Origin of the sequence: Bartonella melophagi K-2C, from assembly GCF_000278255.1 — a bacterium.
GTDB classification, from domain to species: domain Bacteria; phylum Pseudomonadota; class Alphaproteobacteria; order Rhizobiales; family Rhizobiaceae; genus Bartonella; species Bartonella melophagi.
On the sequence record NZ_JH725084.1, the window covers coordinates 29,268 to 45,897 of the forward strand.

15 protein-coding genes and 4 pseudogenes are annotated in these 16,630 nt (G+C 37.3%); 17 read left to right on the forward strand and 2 right to left on the reverse strand.

Annotated features, from left to right (window positions below; genetic code table 11):
- The coding region (locus ME3_RS05355) for an autotransporter outer membrane beta-barrel domain-containing protein (protein ID WP_007477787.1) at nt 1–2,324 on the reverse strand (2,324 nt) is incomplete at its 3' end.
- A gap of 543 nt (nt 2,325–2,867) precedes the next feature.
- Nucleotides 2,868–6,137, reverse strand: a complete 3,270-nt coding sequence (locus ME3_RS05360) for an autotransporter outer membrane beta-barrel domain-containing protein (RefSeq protein ID WP_051011135.1) — start codon at nt 6,135–6,137, stop codon at nt 2,868–2,870.
- Nucleotides 6,138–6,653: 516 nt separating this feature from the next.
- Here ME3_RS05360 and ME3_RS05365 point away from each other — a divergent pair.
- From ME3_RS05365 to ME3_RS07025, 17 genes and pseudogenes are all read left to right on the forward strand, one after another.
- Nucleotides 6,654–6,887: a hypothetical protein gene (locus ME3_RS05365; protein ID WP_156785860.1), complete on the forward strand. Its 234-nt coding sequence runs from the start codon at nt 6,654–6,656 to the stop codon at nt 6,885–6,887.
- A gap of 21 nt (nt 6,888–6,908) precedes the next feature.
- Nucleotides 6,909–7,049: a hypothetical protein gene (locus ME3_RS06940; protein ID WP_007477792.1), complete on the forward strand. Its 141-nt coding sequence runs from the start codon at nt 6,909–6,911 to the stop codon at nt 7,047–7,049.
- Between the two features lie 167 nt (nt 7,050–7,216).
- Nucleotides 7,217–7,516: a hypothetical protein gene (locus ME3_RS05370; RefSeq protein ID WP_039952657.1), complete on the forward strand. Its 300-nt coding sequence runs from the start codon at nt 7,217–7,219 to the stop codon at nt 7,514–7,516.
- A gap of 133 nt (nt 7,517–7,649) precedes the next feature.
- Nucleotides 7,650–8,186, forward strand: a complete 537-nt coding sequence (locus tag ME3_RS05375; RefSeq protein WP_007477796.1) for a hypothetical protein — start codon at nt 7,650–7,652, stop codon at nt 8,184–8,186.
- Nucleotides 8,187–8,188: 2 nt separating this feature from the next.
- Nucleotides 8,189–8,368 (forward strand): hypothetical protein, encoded by a 180-nt coding sequence (locus ME3_RS05380; protein WP_007477798.1) that lies wholly within the window; start codon nt 8,189–8,191, stop codon nt 8,366–8,368.
- Nucleotides 8,365–8,811, forward strand: a pseudogene (locus ME3_RS05385) (lysozyme family protein). The gene ME3_RS05380 and the pseudogene ME3_RS05385 overlap by 4 nt, the downstream one beginning before the upstream one ends.
- A 279-nt stretch (nt 8,812–9,090) precedes the next feature.
- A complete protein-coding gene (locus ME3_RS05390; RefSeq protein ID WP_007477805.1) occupies nt 9,091–9,777 on the forward strand; it encodes a response regulator transcription factor in 687 nt (228 codons plus the stop codon).
- A gap of 290 nt (nt 9,778–10,067) precedes the next feature.
- A complete protein-coding gene (locus tag ME3_RS07230) occupies nt 10,068–10,211 on the forward strand; it encodes a hypothetical protein (protein ID WP_245256344.1) in 144 nt (47 codons plus the stop codon).
- Nucleotides 10,186–10,398, forward strand: a complete 213-nt coding sequence (locus ME3_RS07235) for a hypothetical protein (RefSeq protein ID WP_007477809.1) — start codon at nt 10,186–10,188, stop codon at nt 10,396–10,398. The genes ME3_RS07230 and ME3_RS07235 overlap by 26 nt, the downstream gene beginning before the upstream one ends.
- 270 nt (nt 10,399–10,668) lie before the next feature.
- On the forward strand, nt 10,669–11,214 hold the full coding sequence (locus ME3_RS07240; protein WP_007477812.1) for a flagellar hook-basal body complex protein: 546 nt from the start codon (nt 10,669–10,671) through the stop codon (nt 11,212–11,214).
- A gap of 30 nt (nt 11,215–11,244) precedes the next feature.
- On the forward strand, nt 11,245–12,609 hold the full coding sequence (gene flgK, locus ME3_RS05400; RefSeq protein WP_007477813.1) for a flagellar hook-associated protein FlgK: 1,365 nt from the start codon (nt 11,245–11,247) through the stop codon (nt 12,607–12,609).
- A 40-nt stretch (nt 12,610–12,649) separates the two neighbouring features.
- Entirely contained in the window at nt 12,650–13,648 is a 999-nt protein-coding gene (locus ME3_RS05405) for a flagellar hook-associated family protein (protein WP_007477814.1), read from the forward strand.
- 16 nt (nt 13,649–13,664) lie between these two features.
- Nucleotides 13,665–14,034, forward strand: a pseudogene (flaF, locus tag ME3_RS05410) (flagellar biosynthesis regulator FlaF).
- Nucleotides 14,031–14,477 (forward strand): annotated as a pseudogene (gene flbT, locus ME3_RS05415) (flagellar biosynthesis repressor FlbT). The pseudogenes flaF and flbT overlap by 4 nt, the downstream one beginning before the upstream one ends.
- A 1-nt stretch (nt 14,478) precedes the next feature.
- Nucleotides 14,479–14,883 carry a flagellar hook capping FlgD N-terminal domain-containing protein gene (locus tag ME3_RS05420; RefSeq protein WP_039952660.1) on the forward strand — a complete coding sequence of 135 codons (405 nt, stop codon included), beginning with the start codon at nt 14,479–14,481 and terminating at the stop codon, nt 14,881–14,883.
- Nucleotides 14,880–15,117: pseudogene (locus ME3_RS05425) on the forward strand (flagellar biosynthetic protein FliQ). Before ME3_RS05420 ends, ME3_RS05425 begins: the two are co-directional and overlap by 4 nt.
- A 637-nt stretch (nt 15,118–15,754) precedes the next feature.
- On the forward strand, nt 15,755–16,630 hold an 876-nt coding region (locus tag ME3_RS07025; protein WP_007477820.1), incomplete at its 3' end, for a hypothetical protein.

Sequence of the window (16,630 nt, forward strand, 5' to 3'; positions counted from 1 at the left end):
CGCAATGTTCCTGAGAAAATAGCTCCAGATAAGCCAGATTTTTGAAGTTTTTGCTGATAGCTAATATCTCCATGGAATGTAATGTTTTGAACAAAGTGTGCATTAAAACCTATCCCCCCTTCAATTGCAGATCCTATAGAATCAAAATAGAAACTATTCTTACCAACTTGTACTGTTCCTCCATCACCAAAAACACTGATAAGATTGAGTTTACCATAGAAGGAAAGGGTACGACCGTCTTCAAATTGGTTAACATTTTTAACCACACGCCCACCCATACGCGCTGACCATTGATAAGGACTGCCTATATCCACCTTAAATTTATCGGCATCTTGAATGGTACGAAATATCAATTGCTGATAAGCAATCTGTGTCTGTGGCTCAAATACCAAGCCTTCAAAACTGGTTACGAACTGTTTTCCCAAAGTAGCAGACGCACTCCATGTTTTTGCATCATCCACTCTTGCAGTTTGACCGATAATGGCATTGGAGATATTTCCTCTAAAAAAACCATAAGACAAAAAAATATTAACATACACCCCACCATCATGCTGTATACTGCTATAAGCTGTGAAAAGCCATTTATCGAATGTAGTCTTCTTAACATCTGCCATATTTTTTGGCGTGAAAGACAGTTTTCCATAAGTGCCTAAAAGCCCGAAATATGAAGAAATGTTTTGCCCTTCCAATGCGGCCAATGCAACACCTGTTTGTAAAGCAGCATAGCCAATATCAGCACCATAACCGTATTCAAGCGCAGTACGGTTAGATGATAAAGTCACTTTGTTTCCATAAGAAGATATAAAAAAGAAAAGTTTCTTATTATTTTTCATTTCCCATGGCATCGGGCGAATATTGGTTAAGAGAGCATTTTGATTTTCAATATCAGTAAAACCTGCAACAAATAAAGCACTCGGCATCACTAAATAATTTGCCATTTGCGGCACAAGAGCTCTTATCTTTGCACTGGAATCGAGGTATTGATTTTGCAGGCGGAAATCCCAAAAAGCATTATTATATGGATTGACACCAGACAATCTTTGGTTGATATTAGCTAAACCATTACGTGATGTTGGTCCATAAGCATTCAGCACGTATTTGTAAGGTAAGTCATGAATTGTAGTATAGCCATTTGCTAATTCAAAGGAATTTTCTTTTGCATTTCCAGAAACTTGGATTAGAGAAATTCCACGTTCATTCCAAGAACGAAATGCAGCTACGTCTGTAGAGTCTCCATAAACATTGGTATGAACTGTTGTTGATCCTGTTACATGCCCAAAAATAAGAAGGCGATCAATTTTTTGCTGATCTGCTCTCTTATCATCACTCCACTGAGCATTTAAGTAGAGATTTACATGACCTTTTGCATTGTAAACTGCTTCACGGCCATCTGTTCCTGCTCCTACATACAATGTTTGATAATGACCTTCTGTCGGGCTTTCAAAAATGATAGAACTATTGTTGATATTAAGCACAGAAATATCAGAATGGGATCTTTGAGCAATATCAAGAATCAGATTTGTTCGAAGGGGACCAAGCATATGGTCTCTCTTATCTGTTTCTGTTTTACTGGCCCTTAAAATCCATTTGGAACCCTGGTTGAGATTAAAAATTATTTTTCGTTGTGGAATTGTCAAAGGGATTGAAGATTGGTTATTACGATATTGTATTACATTCGCAGTTTCTTGTTGTGATGCAGCTTCTTCTTGTAAAAATCTTGTACCACCTTCTAAAGTAGAGTGATTTGCGTTTAGTATAAGAGTAGCATTATTGTTTCCTGGATGCGCTTTATTTTTCACTAAAACATCAGCACGAATTTTCGAATTTTGGAGAATTACTGCACTGTCTGCAAAAGGTCCTAAAATACCTATACCACTTTCAACAAATAGTTTTGTATTTAAAAACGTTACTACATTGGTATTATATCCTCCGTGAGGTATTGTTTGTGGTTGAAAGGCGATACCGAATCCACGTTTGATAGTTACGAATGAATCCTTAAGGCTAATTCTACCATCTGAGGCTAGCAAACCAACGTGTCCTGCTTTTGCGTGAATGTTTGTGGCACTAATACTTCCACCATTCGTTGCACTAAGAGCATAAAAACCCGAAACACTTCCTCCCCTCATTGTAATTGTTAAAGGATAGCGATCAGCATCTATTGCAATTTCTTTGTCATAAATATTAACATTATTTAGCACTATTGGCTGCCTATTGGCATTTACTGAAATTCTCCCTCTTGTATCACTATGCGCATAGCTTATGTTATAATAAGAATAAAATAAAACCCCACTCATCGTGCATAATAAAAGACCTTTTTTACGCATCTATATACCCTTAAATATTTATCCACCTCCTAAAGTTTTATTAAAAGCGTTTAACTTATTCTGTATTTTATGTAAAGAATAAAAAACGATATATATTTTATTATTTAAAAGATAGGAACATTTTTTAAAAATAGTAGTACAATGCTGCTGAAAAAATTTCCGGATAATCCGGCTTTTGGAGTTTTTTCTGATGATTAAATTTCTAGAGAGTGTGATATTTTGAACGCGCTTCATATAAATTTTCTCCTTTTTTAATGTGGATTCTATAGGATCAAAGGAGAAGTTATTGCTGGCTTATATTATTATAATCGCCAGAAGTTTTGGTAATGTTCAATTTACCATAGAGAGCAATGTTACGATTGTTGATGTTAGGGTACTTTCAACCGTTAATCACAACAACATCGTGTATTAATTTTTCCCAGAAATAAAAAGGAAGTTTCTTTTTGATGATCAATTTTTGTGTGATGAGGTAAAAGATTTCAACATACTAAAAAGGCAGCACAATGTGCTGCCTTTTTAATCAAAGTGAATATTATCACTGTTTTAAAAACGATACTTCAATCCCCCTGAGAGAGTTGCTCCAGATACACCAGCTTTTTGAAGCTTTTGCTGATAACTAATATCCCCGTGGAGTGCGATATTCTGGAATAGTTGCGCATTGACACCTACTCCTCCTTCAATTGCTGATCCCATAGGATCAAGACGGAAGCTATCACCAACGCGTATTGTTCCTTCATCGCCAAAAGTACTAATAAGGTTCAGTTTACCATAGAAAGAGAAGAGATGACCATCTTCAACACGGTTAACATTTTTAGTTAAACGTCCACCCATACGAACGGCCCACTGATGAGGATTACCCATATCTACTTTAAAGTTATCGGCATCTTGAATGCTGCCCAACAACAATTGTTGATAAGCAATCTGCATCTGTGGTTCAAAGACCAATCCTTCAACACTGGTTGCTAGCTTTTTACCCAGAGTAGCAGACGCACTCCATGTATTCACATCATCTAACTTTGCAGTACGACCAATGACGGCATTGAAGACATTTCCTTTCAAGAAACCATAGGATAAGAGCGCATTGAGGTACACCCCACTATTATGCTGTACACTACTATAAGCTGTAATACCCCATTTTTCGAGTGCAGTTTTGTCAACATCTGCCATATTTTGTGGCGTGAAAGATAGCTTTCCGTAAGTTCCTAAAAACCCAAAGTATGAAGAGATATTTTGTCCTTCCAATGAGGCCAATGCAACACCTGTTTGTATTGCGGCGTAGCCGATATCAGCACCATAGCCATATTCAAGAGCAGTGCGGTTGGATGATAAAGTTGCTTTGCTTCCATAAGTAGATAAGAAGAAAGGATTCTGCTTATCGTTTTTCATGCCCCATGGCATTGCTGCCCGAAGATTAGTTAAGAGAGCATTTTGATTTTCGATATCAGTGAAACCGGTGGAAAATAAAGCGCTCGGCATCACCAAATAGTTTGCCATTTGTGGCGCAAGAGCTTTTACGTTTGAGTTGGCAAGGTATTGATTTTGTAGGCGAAAATCCCAGAAATCATTACCTTTATTATCTACAACATCATCAACACGGGTACTTTGGTCATCTACAGCAGGATCTTTCTCAAACAACATTTGGTCAGCACTAGCCAAACCATTGCTTGATTTTGGTCCATAGGCATTCAATGTATATTTGTAAGGCGAACCACCGATTGTGGTATAGCCATTCGCTAATTTAAAAGAATTTTTTTCTGCTTTTCCAGAGACTTGGATCAGAGAAATTCCACGCTCATTCCAAGGGAGAGAAACGTTTTCTTCTGCAGCACTTCCTTTAGTGTTAACATACACTGTTGTTGCCCCTGATACGCCACCCTTAATGAGAAGATGATCAGCTTTTTGCTTTTCTATTTTCTTACCATCACTCCATTCAGCATTTAAGTAGAGTTTAGTGTTACCTTTCGCATTATAAACTGCTTCAGTTTCAGGTACATCTGACCCTACCTGCAATGTTTGATAATGACCTTCTGTCGGTCCATCAAAAATAACAGAACTGTCATTAAGATTAAGCATGGAAATATCAGAACGCGATCTTTTAGAAATATCAAGCAATCCATCCTCATCTGCTTCTTTTTTACTTGTCTTTAAAATCCATTTAGAGCCATTATTGAGATTAAAGATTATGTTATCTTGGTCACCAACCCTTGTTCCACCTTCTAAGATAGAATGGTCTGAGGTTAAAATAGCATTAGCCTCACTTGTAGTGTTTAGCAATATATCAGCACGAATTTCCGATTTTTTAAGTGTGATAGTATTATCAAAAGTCTTAGGTTGTTCTCCAGACACTCCAGAAAGTTGCCCTTCTTCTTTTAAAATTTGGGAAAGATCCGTTTCACTATCATCGGGAATTTTAGTGAGATGAATACCGACACCATCTTTAACGATAATTTTTGTATTAGTGAAATTGACTTTATTATTTTCGTTGAATAACTCTAAGCCAACCTTATCCGCTACCGCCAAAACATTGATGGCATCAATATGCCCCCCTTCTCTTACATGGAATGCAACACCATCCACCGCATTAAAATCGTCCCCCGCTATTGCAGTAACTTGTCCCCCCGTCATTGTGATTTTCGTATTTTTACCTTCTGCAAGCAATCCATCACCTTGCTTGGATATAACTGTGACATTTGCAAGAGCAATCTGCCCTCCATCTTTTACATAAACTGCATGTTTTCCACTAACTTTTCCTCCCACCATTGTAATTTTCGATTCTTCACCTTCTGCGAACAACCCTTGCTCTTTAGATGTGATTTTTACACCATTGTTTAACTTTATAATACTTTTATCTACAGCCTCTACTGCTGTTTTACCTGCATCAATAGAGCCACCATTCATTGTAATTTGCGCTTCTTTGTCTGCAGATAGTCCTTTATTTTGAGATTTGATTGTTACAGCATTGTTTAAGGTAATAGTGCCGTTATATTGAGCTTTTACTGCTACATCTGCATCAATAGAACCACCATTCATTGTGATTTGCGCTTCTTTACGCACAAACAGTCCACGATCCTCAGATTCGACTGCTACCTGATTTAAGATGACGGCACCCTTGTTTTCAGCCGCTACTGCCATTTCAGCTGCATTAATAGTACCACCAGTTATTGTAATTATTGTCTTTTCATCCTTTGCAGACAGCCCAGTACCATCAGATAGGATTTTGTCCTCATCGTTTAAAGTGATAGTGATAACACTTTCGCCTGCAGCCTCTACTGCTATAATGGTTTTATCATTTCTTAAATCAAGAGATTCATCAATTTTACCCGCATTAATAGAACTACCATTCACTGTAATGTGCGCTCCACCCGTTGCAGTTAGTCCTTGTTTCTCAGATGTGATGAGCACATCGTTTAGTATGACAACACCATTGGTTTCAGCCGATACCGCCACACCAGTCGCTTCAATAATGCCGCCAGTCATTGTGACTTCACCACGATCTTCTGTTTTAAGACCAGTCGCAACTTGATTAATTATTGTATCTTTCAAGTCAATCATACTTCCAGAACCACTAGCACTTGCACCAGTTCCCTTACTGCCTTTACCAGTTAACGTTAATTTTGTACCGTCGATTTTACCACCCGCTGTCGCACTAATAGCGCTTCCTTTCTCATCTTCAGCTTGATAAGGTTTACCAGAAACTACCTTTGGATCTTGCTCACCAGTAACGCTAAGAGCTTCCGCATGTACATTAAGATGGGGGCTAAACAATACGATAGCTGCAGTTGCTGTGGATAATAAAAGGGACTTTTTATGCATGATACTTTCCTTATTTATAAATCCCATATTGATCCCTCCCCGCTTATAATAAGGACACAAATGGATTATTTAGAGCAATAAATATTTCATTATAATTTATCTGTAGAAAAAAATATTTTTGCATATTTAAAAATAAATCATAATAAAATACATATTGTTTATTTATAAAACAACATATTGTATTTATATGTAATTATGTTGTAAGAATAGATATAGTTTAAAAATTAATTTTTAAATTCTTTCTTTTATTAGAATACAGTATTACTATAAACATAATGCTTAAAAGTAATAGTCAATAGGTATTGTGAGATTTTTTTGTTGAAGGTAAAAGTCATTTTCGCGCAAGTTTTATTTTTTATGACTTTAGAGAAAAAGAGTAGATAAGCAGTTATAGAAAAGTTGTCTTTATTTGGCTCGAAATGGGTTTTTTCAACAAAAATGGTGCAACTATATGCTTGATAAACTTTTGGCTTTTCTTTCTTCTTCCGGGCGTGCTCTTCAGAAATTAGGGGTAAAGTGCTTTGGCAAGTCCTAAAGATGTGCCTGCTTTGGAAAATTAATCTAAACACTAATAGAGAATTTGGTGGGATTACAGGAGAAAAAGATGATACACTTAGTGACTTGCGCAGTCATATGCGTGTAGCACTCCAAAATCGTCTTGAGAAAATGATAAAAATAGATGAACAACGCTTTTCTGAGGTTTTACGCGAATGGGTTAATGATACCAATGCAACTGTACAGCCTGCATAGATTTGCTAAGTGAGATGTTGAATGGAAGTGATCAATGGAATGAAAAAGGTAGGTGAGGGATTTGAAAAAGAAGCAAGTGTATCACTTGCTTCTTTTCTGAGTGATTTTTCACTTGTCAATGAAGATACAGAGGTTTTACTTTTTAGGGATGAAAATGAATAAGTGTGTGATAATGAAAAATATGAAGAATTTTTGTTATCCGATACTGATTTTTTAGAAGAAGATATAAGAGAAATGTTGCCTCTCCATACTGCTTTTGATAATACTACTGCTTTTGAAGTTGTCGAACAAAAGACTTTTATCAGGTTGAACAAAAAACGATAGAAAAGTTGCAAAAACAATTTGCGGCTGAAAAGCAGCAAATGGAAGAAGAGCGTGCTAAAGCTATTGAAGCAGCCAAGCAGGGTGCGATTGAAATCCTGGGTGCTCAGATATACAGCCAATTAATGGAAGGGTTTGCTGATTTGCGTCAAGGGATTTCTAAAGATATTGCGCAAGTACTTGCTGCCTTTATTGGTGAAAAATTTTTAAGCTTTAATCCTAATGTTTGGAAAGATGAGCAAAATCTTTATGCATTATTGATTTACCTTTTTAATGATGGCAATCCTTCGGTTGTGCGCGTAATTTAAAAAAGTTATGGGCAAGGGATGATCGCAGAAAATATAATGACTGGCGTTTTGGCTTATTTGTCTCATAAACAAGAAGTTTTTTTACACTTTTGCAAAGTTAACTGATGAAGATATTCAATCTATTCCACCTGCTTTGTTCTTTTCTATAGTTCTTTCTACGGTTGGTAATACGATTATAAAATCCTGTTTTGGCTATGAAGCAATTGGATCAAGAAGGCTTTTTTCTCCGGGGACTTTATTTGAAGAAAGTGCAATTCGTCGTGAGATTAAGGTTGCGACAATTCTCGGTAAGACGGATCTTTTGGCTTTATTAGTGCGCAATCCGGCCCGCCTTTATTATGCTGCTAGTTTAGCTAGTTCTGTAACAGCACATGAAGCGGAACAATTATTACAGAATATTTCATGCAAAGATTTATCAAAAAAAGATCGCTTATTATTTATTGCTGCGCAGGCTGTGGCACAAAAAGTTACTTCTTCTTTAGTGGATGGTCAAAAAGAAGTTAAGATACAAGATTCTACACAACCACAAAATCAAAAAGAGTTAGATACAATGTCAAAAAAAGCTGTTCAGCAACAAAATGCTCCATCTTCTACATCAACAGGAATAAATCAGCTTATCGAGCAAGCACAAGAAAAAATAAACGAAGTCGATAAATTATTGGGAACATAGATATGATGATAAATACTAATGAATTGTGTGATATTCTTTCTACATCAGTGTCTTCAATGTCTAAAGTTAATAAGGCTTTGGTTCAACCAAAAGAAGGCAAAGGCAATCAGCTGCGTGAGGCGTTTAAGCGCTGGTTAGCCGAAGCACGAAGCTGTCGGATGAAAAGGTTCTTGCTTCTATGAAAGGTAATGTGCAAGATCAAAAGATTGCAGAGATTCAAATGGGTATTCTTTATGCGATTGGTTTAACAGAAACAGGTCATAAAGAATCACTTCAACCTTATGCATTAAATATTGATGGGAAAGCTGTTTTTGTTAAAACGCAAGTAGAAGCTTTATGTATTTTTAAAACTGCTTAACAGCGTGGTGCTAAATTAATCGATGTGGGTTGTATGCAAATCAACTATTTTCATCATCGTAAGCATTTTTCTTCTGTGATAGAGATGCTACAACTTCACGTTAATGTGGATTACGCAGCACGCTTTTTACGAAGTTTACGTCAAAAAGAAAGTAACTGGACTATGGCAGTTGTGCGTTATTACGCTGGTCCCAATAATGACCCAGCTCAAAGAGGTTATATATGTCGCGTTATGCGTAATATGATTGTAAATGGTTTTGGTCAATAGACTCCTAATTCTCGAGCATTTTGTAAAAACACACCTTGAATCATTTTTTGAAGAAAAATGGTATATTGTTTCATTTTGAACAATTTTATATGCATTAAACAAATATAAGTTGTATAACCAAATTAATAATACAACTATAAATAGCAAATCATTGATTTATATAAGATAAATTAGAAAAATAACTTGTGTTTTAAAAGATTAAATTATACTTTTTGTTAAGATTTAGATCTTTCCAAAAATAGATTTTAAGTTAAATTAAATTATTTGAGTGAGAAGCGTATGATAGTTATAGTAGATGACCGTAAGTTAGTAACAGATGGCTATTCTACGCTGTTCGCTCGAGAAGGAGTGGCTACAACAGGTCTCCTTCCTTCAGATTTTAGTGAATGGATTTCAACAGCTCCTGAACATGAAGTAAATTCGATTCAAGCAATTCTTTTAGGAAAATGCGAAAATCAAATTAAACTTCCACAGGAAATCCGCACATACAGCTCTGCACCTATTTTAGCTATGACAGAAATGAAAGTTCTCGATCATACAATAGAACTTTTTCAAGCTGGCATTGATGATGTTTTGCGCAAACCAATACATGTACGCGAGATTCTCGCACGTATTGCTGCCATTCACCGACGCATCGAGGGTGGTATTCGTAGCACCAACGCTGCAATAGAAATTGGCCCTATTAGCATCTTTAATGATGGACGCGATCCACGCATCAATGGCACAGATTTTCCTCTTCCACGCCGCGAAAGACGTATTCTTGAATACCTTGCAACAAACTACGGTAAACGCGTTAACAAAACACAAATTTTTAAAGCTATCTATGGCATCTTTGACGATGTTATCGAAGAAAACGTCGTTGAAAGCCATATTAGTAAGCTCCGCAAAAAGCTCAAATTAAAAATCGGTTATGACGTTATTAACTCAAAACGCTTTCTTGGTTACAGTTTAATAGTTAAAAATTAATGTTTTTAAAAACGTCTACTTTTTTCTATTTTTCTGCCTTTTTCTTAAAATACACTGTAGTTAGCGCTCATAATTTCACTCTCCCTTACACCAAAAATAAAACTATTTGTAAAATGTATCTTTTTTAAAATCATTTTATTTTGGTGGAGATGTTAAGCAAAAATTTCGTGCAAGAAAGTCTGCTTATGATAACGTAATAGGCTAACATTAACAGGAGATAATATGAGTATTTATGAAATGATGTGTACGGGTGTTTCAGGTATGAACGCTCAAGGAACACGCCTTTCTGTGTGGCAGAAAATGTCGCCAATGCTAGTACAATTGGATATAGACGTACAGATGTCCAATTTTCTAATTATGTAGGACCTTCTGGAGATTATGCTTATGTTCCTGGTGGGGTAAAAAGCTATGTTGGTCATAACATTTCCATATAGTGGTCCGGCGCGTGCCACAGGTCGGATGGGTGATGTGATGATTGATGGTAATGGTTTTTTTCGTGTTGCAGATGAAAACGGAGTAGAATATTTAACGTGTGCAGGTTCTTTTACTCGTGATAAGGATGGATATGTTCGTAACGTAGCTGGTTATTATCTTTTAAATGAGGATGGACAAAGAGTTTAAATTAAAGGTGGTCTGACTGATTTATTTGGTTCTGAGATTACGACAAAAATTGATTTTAAAGTGAATTTTGATGCTAGCGCGCTGGTTTTGGATCCACCTGGAGGGAATATTGATCCCAATGACCCTGGAAGTTATAATCATAAAAATCGATAACCACTTATGATAGTCAGGGTAAGATGGTTCAGGTTGAATTCTATATGCGTAAAACTGATGATAAGTAAGTAAACAGTTGATGCTTATGTTGGAGAGGAAAAGGTTGGTACTACGAATTTGGTTTTTGATAAAGATGGCAATCTTAAAGATTCTGTAGACGATTTTAAATTAACACTGCCAGAAAATGATGGGGAAGATGGTACTTTTGAAGTCAATGTGAACATGGGTGGGGTAGGAAAAGATTCCTTGGTTACACAAGTTGGTAATTTATCTGCCTTTGAAATTGAAGCAGATGGTATGGAATCTGGTGCTTTTGATGGTTTTACCTTTGGTCGCAATGGTGAAATTGAGATAAGGTATACTAATCATCAAATGCGTATTGTGGGATACGTAGGTATGACCACTGTGACGTCGCCAGAAAGTTTGACTGTTTTAAGTGGCTCTATTTTGGGGATTAATAGTCGTACAGGAAGTCAAATGATGGGACGTCCTGGGGATGGTGTATTTGGTTCGTTGTATTCAGGCTATCTTGAAGATTCAAACGTTGAGATGAGTGATGAATTAACAGACATGATTGAGGCTCAACGTAATTATACGGCTAATTCCAAAGTTTTTCAAACGGGTTCTGAATTAATGGATGTTATTGTTAATTTGAAACGATAATTTAGGTAAAATTTACAAAGATTTCAAATTATGGCGTTTAATTCAACAATTAACACAGCACGAAACTCTCTCAAGACGACTACAGGTCAATTGGGTATTGTTTTGCAAAATGTAGTTGGCGCTCAAGACCCAAATTATGTCCAACGAACTTCATATATAGAATCAGGGCCAAGAGGTGCTATTCATCTTATGGTTCGTCGTGACGGTGATGTTCATTTGTTGAATAATTATTTGGTCAAATCGAGTCAAGCTGCTGTTACTGGCAGTGTCGCTAATGGGCTTAATCGTTTGTCTAACATTTATGGGGTGGATGAGTTTTCACGTGAGCCTTCACAATTGCTTAGCGCTTTTCAAAAAGCACTACAAACTTATGCGAATAATCCGCAACAGCGTTCTGCAGGAGATGCGGCCGTTGATCGTGCGCGTGATTTGGTTTACAGTTTAAATGAAGGCAATCGCGAGATCGAAAGGCTACGCAATGATGCAGATAGCGATATTCAGGACTCTGTTGATCATATTAATGATTTATTGCGACAGTTTCATGAGCTTGATCAATATGTGTTTCGAAAAATGAATGCGAAGCGGGGTGATAGCATCTATATGGACCAGAGAGATACAGTTTTAAAAACTTTATCTCAAGAAATTGACATCAATACAAGGTATCATTCTGATGGGAGTATGACCATTTATGGTATAGATGGCAGTACTTTGTATGATAAGACCCCACGGGAGGTAACATTTCAATCGAGCGGCTCTTTGCCAGCTGCTGTTGCGGGAAAGCAAGTCTTTGTTGATGGCGTGCCGTTAGGCCACCCATTTTTTGTTGACCCCAATAGTGGTGGCAATCTTGGTAGATTGTTGAGGATACGTGATGAAATAGCACCACAGTATCAAAAACAGTTAGATGAAATGGCAAATGCTTTAATGCAAATGTTTCCAGGTCCTCCTTCCTTGTTTTTAGATGGTGATCAGCCAGATAGGGTCATTGGTCCTATTGAGGGGTTGTCAGGGAGAATACGGCTTAATTCTGTATTTGATAGTAATACAGAAGGCGGTGGACCAGGACATTTTGGTGAGGATCTTCAATCGTTAGTGGATGCTTTTGACCAAAAACGGTTATTTGGAGCAGATACAGGTTTGTCTCCCGAACAATCTATTATGGATTTTAGTAGAAATTCAATCGGTTGGTTTGAAGGGTTACGCTCAGATGCGGATAAAGACGCAAAATATCACAGTATAATGTTTTTACATGCATCTGAAGCATTATCCAACGGAACGGGCGTAAATACAGATGATGAAATGGTGTTAATGTTACAATTAGAACAGACATATGCAGCCACCACGCGTATTATCAGTACAGTTGGCAAAATGTTAGACGATATATGTTTTAAGTAATGCTCGGCGTAATGTAATTACTAATGGGCAGTCTGAATTAATGCAAGCAAGTTATGAAGCGACTACTGGAAAACTGTATGATCCAGGTCTTACATTAGGGCGCGGAACAGGACGCTTGGTAAATATTGAAAGTCAGATGAGTTATGTTGAAGGTTTTAGTAATACCAATAAATTGGCGATGTTAAGAATGTCCTCTATGCAAGCTGCAATACATAGTTTGATTTCATCAGGTGATGCAGCAGCTGCACCAGGAGCATTGACTCTTTTTAACAATATGCTTATGGGCGATCCGGGAAATACAACGCCGTCTGTGATACAAGCAGTTGCACAGGATTCTTTGAGTGCATTTATTTCTGCTTTAAATACCAATTATAATGGTGAATATGTATTTGGTGGGATTAATACTAGTGAACAGCCGTTAAACTTTTATACAGTTGGTGGTAAAACGGGGCCTAGTAAAGTCGTAAAAGATACATTTGATAAATTTCTAGATGGTAGAAAACCGGAAGATCTTACCAGTGAAGAGATGGAAGAATTTATTGATGGGCCATTTAGTAACTTGTTTGATGAAGAGAATTTCACCAAAGTTTTTTCAAATGCTCAGGATGGCTCTATTGAAAAGCGTATTTTGTCAAATGGTGAGATAGTCAATATTGCAGCGAGTGTTAATGAAAAAGGATTTCGCAATGCCATGAAAAATATGGTTTTGGTGGCAGAGTTTGGCGATATTGGTTTGTCAAAACAAGAAAGTCTATATTCAAAGGTGCGGACTTCTAATGATCAAACATCTACAAGTAGTTCTACGAGTGAAATTATTGCTATAGCTTCCAGAATCGGGAGTGCTGAAGTGAGAGTAAAAACGGTTACACAACGAATTGAGATTCAGACAGATCTTCTCATGAAAGCAAAGATTGATTTAATTGGTGTTGATTCAACAGGGGCTGTTCAGAAAGTTCAAGCGTTAGAAGCGATGTTAAATCTTTCTTATACTTTAACAGGGCGGATAAGCCAGTTAAGTCTTGTTAATTATTTAAGATAAGAGGTGCAGTTATTTGATATACCAAATGCGATATGAAGATGTCTTGGAAGATAATGCAATGAGCGCGCGTGAGCGTGAACGAGTCTTTATTTGATCGTTGCATTAAACTTCTTTTGGACGCAAAGGCAAAAGGCCCTGGTTCACATGAGGCTAATGAAGCAGTTCAATTTGCTCGGAAGCTTTGGATCATTCTTATTGAAGATCTCGGACAGGCAGAAAATGCTTTGCCACCAGAATTGAAGGCATCTCTTATCTCTATTGTTTTTTTTATTTTAAAGGAAATTCAGAAACTAGATGAAGGGGAAGTTGCTGATTTTGATGTTCTCGTTGAGATTTCAGAATCTATCCGCGATGGTCTTTCCGCTAATCCGGAAATGTGTGAATGAGAAGGCAACCAATGTATTTAACATTAAAGCCGAATGAAAAAATTTTTATTAATGGTGCAATTTTACGTGTAGATCGTAAAGTGACTTTTGAATTGCTCAATGATGTGACTTTTCTTTTAGAGGGGGCATGTTTTACAAGTGGAAGATACTGATACGCCACTTAAACAACTTTATTTTTCTGCTCAACTTATGTTGATTAACCCAGGAGAAGCTGAACAGGCATTGGCAGTTTTTGTTGGATTGTTAAAAAATTATTTCAAACTTTTACGGATAGTGATCTTTTGGAAGGGTTGAAAGAGTGTATCTATTTAACCGAGCAAAATAAAATTTTTGAAGTGTTGAAAGTTATTCGTGGTTTATTCCCAAGAGAAGCGCAAATTATGGGAAAAATACTTTTAACAAATGCAAACGCAAGAGAAATTAGACAGGTTAATGAAGTGTGATATGGCGTTAGGTGCGGTTGGTAGTGGTAGTCTTGAAAGTTTTCTGCGCAGAGATAGTAGAAGACAAAATGTTATTGAAGCTAAGAAAGACACAAATTTCGATACATTTGTAAAATTGTTGGTGGCACAGATGAACAATCAAGATCCAACCAATCCTATGAATTCAACAGAATTTGTAGCGCAATTAGCAAGCTTTTCAGTTGTTAAACAAACTATAAAGACAAATGATAAACTTGATCAGATACTTTCAAGTGGTTCCATTAATGGAGTAGAGGGATATGTTGAATCCATTCATATCTATAGTGATGGTATGTTTGCAACATTAGATAATAATGAAAAAGTACTTATCGGTCCTGGTATTACAGTAATGAGTAGTAAACCTATTGAGGTTAAGGTTGAAGTATGAATGAAGCTGATGCTATTGATATGGTAACGGCTGCTATATGGACCATTTTAATTGCTAGTACTCCAGCACTCCTTGCTGCTATGTCTATAGGGATTTTTATTGCGTTATTTCAGGCGTTAACACAAGTGCAGGAAATGATTCTGACATTTTTTAGCGTTAACAGCTCCATTTGTCGGAGGGCAGATTTATGCGTTCACACAATTGGTTTATAATCGAATAGAAACGGGTTTTTGAAAATTTTAACATCATGTTTTAGCAACAATGTATTGGGAAATTTTCATCAATCTTTGATTGTTTGTTTTTAATAAAACTTACCCATTTATATTTGAACATATCCGCTTTTAAAACTTATTGGCTAAGTTCTACACCAGTATCCACTGATCAACGAAGCTTATAGTTTATATCTATGAAGAAGCATGGAACTATGAAGAAGTATAGGAGAAGGAAAAATACGTCAAGCTTTTGCAGAGTGTATGTGTGGTTGAGTAATTTCAGCACAGTCGAAGGTCTGTTTACAACGTTTGAAGAATGAAAGTTGATGTAGGTTAAGACAGTATGAAAGTCATTATGAAGCTTTATAGATGCGTGCGTATAACTGACTTATGCTTCCCCTCCAGTGTATGATAGTGACAGTATTTTTACTGAGTTTAGTGAGCTGTTATGGCTTAGGTTTGTTTGTTTTCCGATATGTGTTTATGGTTTTGTTTAGAGAGCGTCTAGTTTTGTTTTGATGTTTTTTTTGTCGAAGGCTTTATGGTGGGTGTTTGATTTTGTAATCAAAGCGTTCGTGTGTGTTATCATTTTTTTATTCTTTTATTTAAGAACATTTTGTCTCTTTTTGTCAGGGTTATTTAAAGAGAGTGTATGGGTTATGGTTATGCGTCGTGTGTTAAGACATCATGTTTGTTTGTGTGTTCTCTCGACAGCTGTTCTGGCTAGTCTTGCTCTTCTTACAGATCAAAATAAGGTTTATGCTGGACTGAATTGTAAGGGGGTTGCTAATCCTAGTGGTAATGGGAGTAGTAGTGATAATAATAAGGGGCGGATCGAATGTGATGGGAAGAGTAATGGGAGGGGTGATGGGAAGGGGCAGCTGAGTGGTAAGAGAACTATAGATATGAGTGAGACGGGGGGGAAGGGGACGTCGAATAGTGGTCATCCTGCTGTGAAGGTGCATGGGAGAGGGACGAATATTACGATAAGTAGTGAGCTGAAGATTACGGATAGTGGTAGTAATAATAATCCGGCGATTCAGGTGGAAAATGGAGGGGTGCTGACGGTGAATAATGTGACGATGACAGATGTGCACAAGGGGATAGAGGTGAGTGGGGGTGGGTCTTCTGTTACGGTGGTTAAAGGATCGATTGAGGTTAGGAATGGGGGAGGTGCTGTGATTGAGGTGAGGGATGGGGGAGATGTGACGTTGAATAGGGGGGTGAAGGTTAGTGGAGGGGGAGATAATACGGGGATAGAGGTGAATGGTACAGGAGGGACAGTGACGTTGGTGGGTACGAATTTTAGTAAGGTCAAGACGGGGATAGTGTTTAAGGGAACGGGGACGGCTAATGTGGTGGGGGTAGGGGCGACGATTAATTTAGCAAGTGGGGGGACGGGGATTAAGATGGAGGGAGATGGGAGGGCTAATGCTACTGTGATGAATATGGCGTTTATGGGAAATAGGACGGCAACGGGGGCTGAGGTGACAAGTGGGACGTTGACGGTGAATACGGTGACGATGACAAATGTG

Excerpts from the sequence above, each read along its gene's own strand:
- flgK (WP_007477813.1), top strand. The coding sequence starts at position 11,245 with ATGGCGTTTAATTCAACAATTAACACAGCACGAAACTCTCTCAAGACG.
- ME3_RS05380 (WP_007477798.1), top strand. The coding sequence starts at position 8,189 with ATGATGATAAATACTAATGAATTGTGTGATATTCTTTCTACATCAGTG.
- ME3_RS05420 (WP_039952660.1), top strand. The coding sequence starts at position 14,479 with ATGGCGTTAGGTGCGGTTGGTAGTGGTAGTCTTGAAAGTTTTCTGCGC.
- ME3_RS05390 (WP_007477805.1), top strand. The coding sequence starts at position 9,091 with ATGATAGTTATAGTAGATGACCGTAAGTTAGTAACAGATGGCTATTCT.
- ME3_RS05405 (WP_007477814.1), top strand. The coding sequence starts at position 12,650 with ATGCAAGCAAGTTATGAAGCGACTACTGGAAAACTGTATGATCCAGGT.
- ME3_RS07235 (WP_007477809.1), top strand. The coding sequence starts at position 10,186 with ATGTTGGTCATAACATTTCCATATAGTGGTCCGGCGCGTGCCACAGGT.
- ME3_RS05360 (WP_051011135.1), bottom strand. The coding sequence starts at position 6,137 with ATGCATAAAAAGTCCCTTTTATTATCCACAGCAACTGCAGCTATCGTA.
- ME3_RS06940 (WP_007477792.1), top strand. The coding sequence starts at position 6,909 with ATGGAAGTGATCAATGGAATGAAAAAGGTAGGTGAGGGATTTGAAAAA.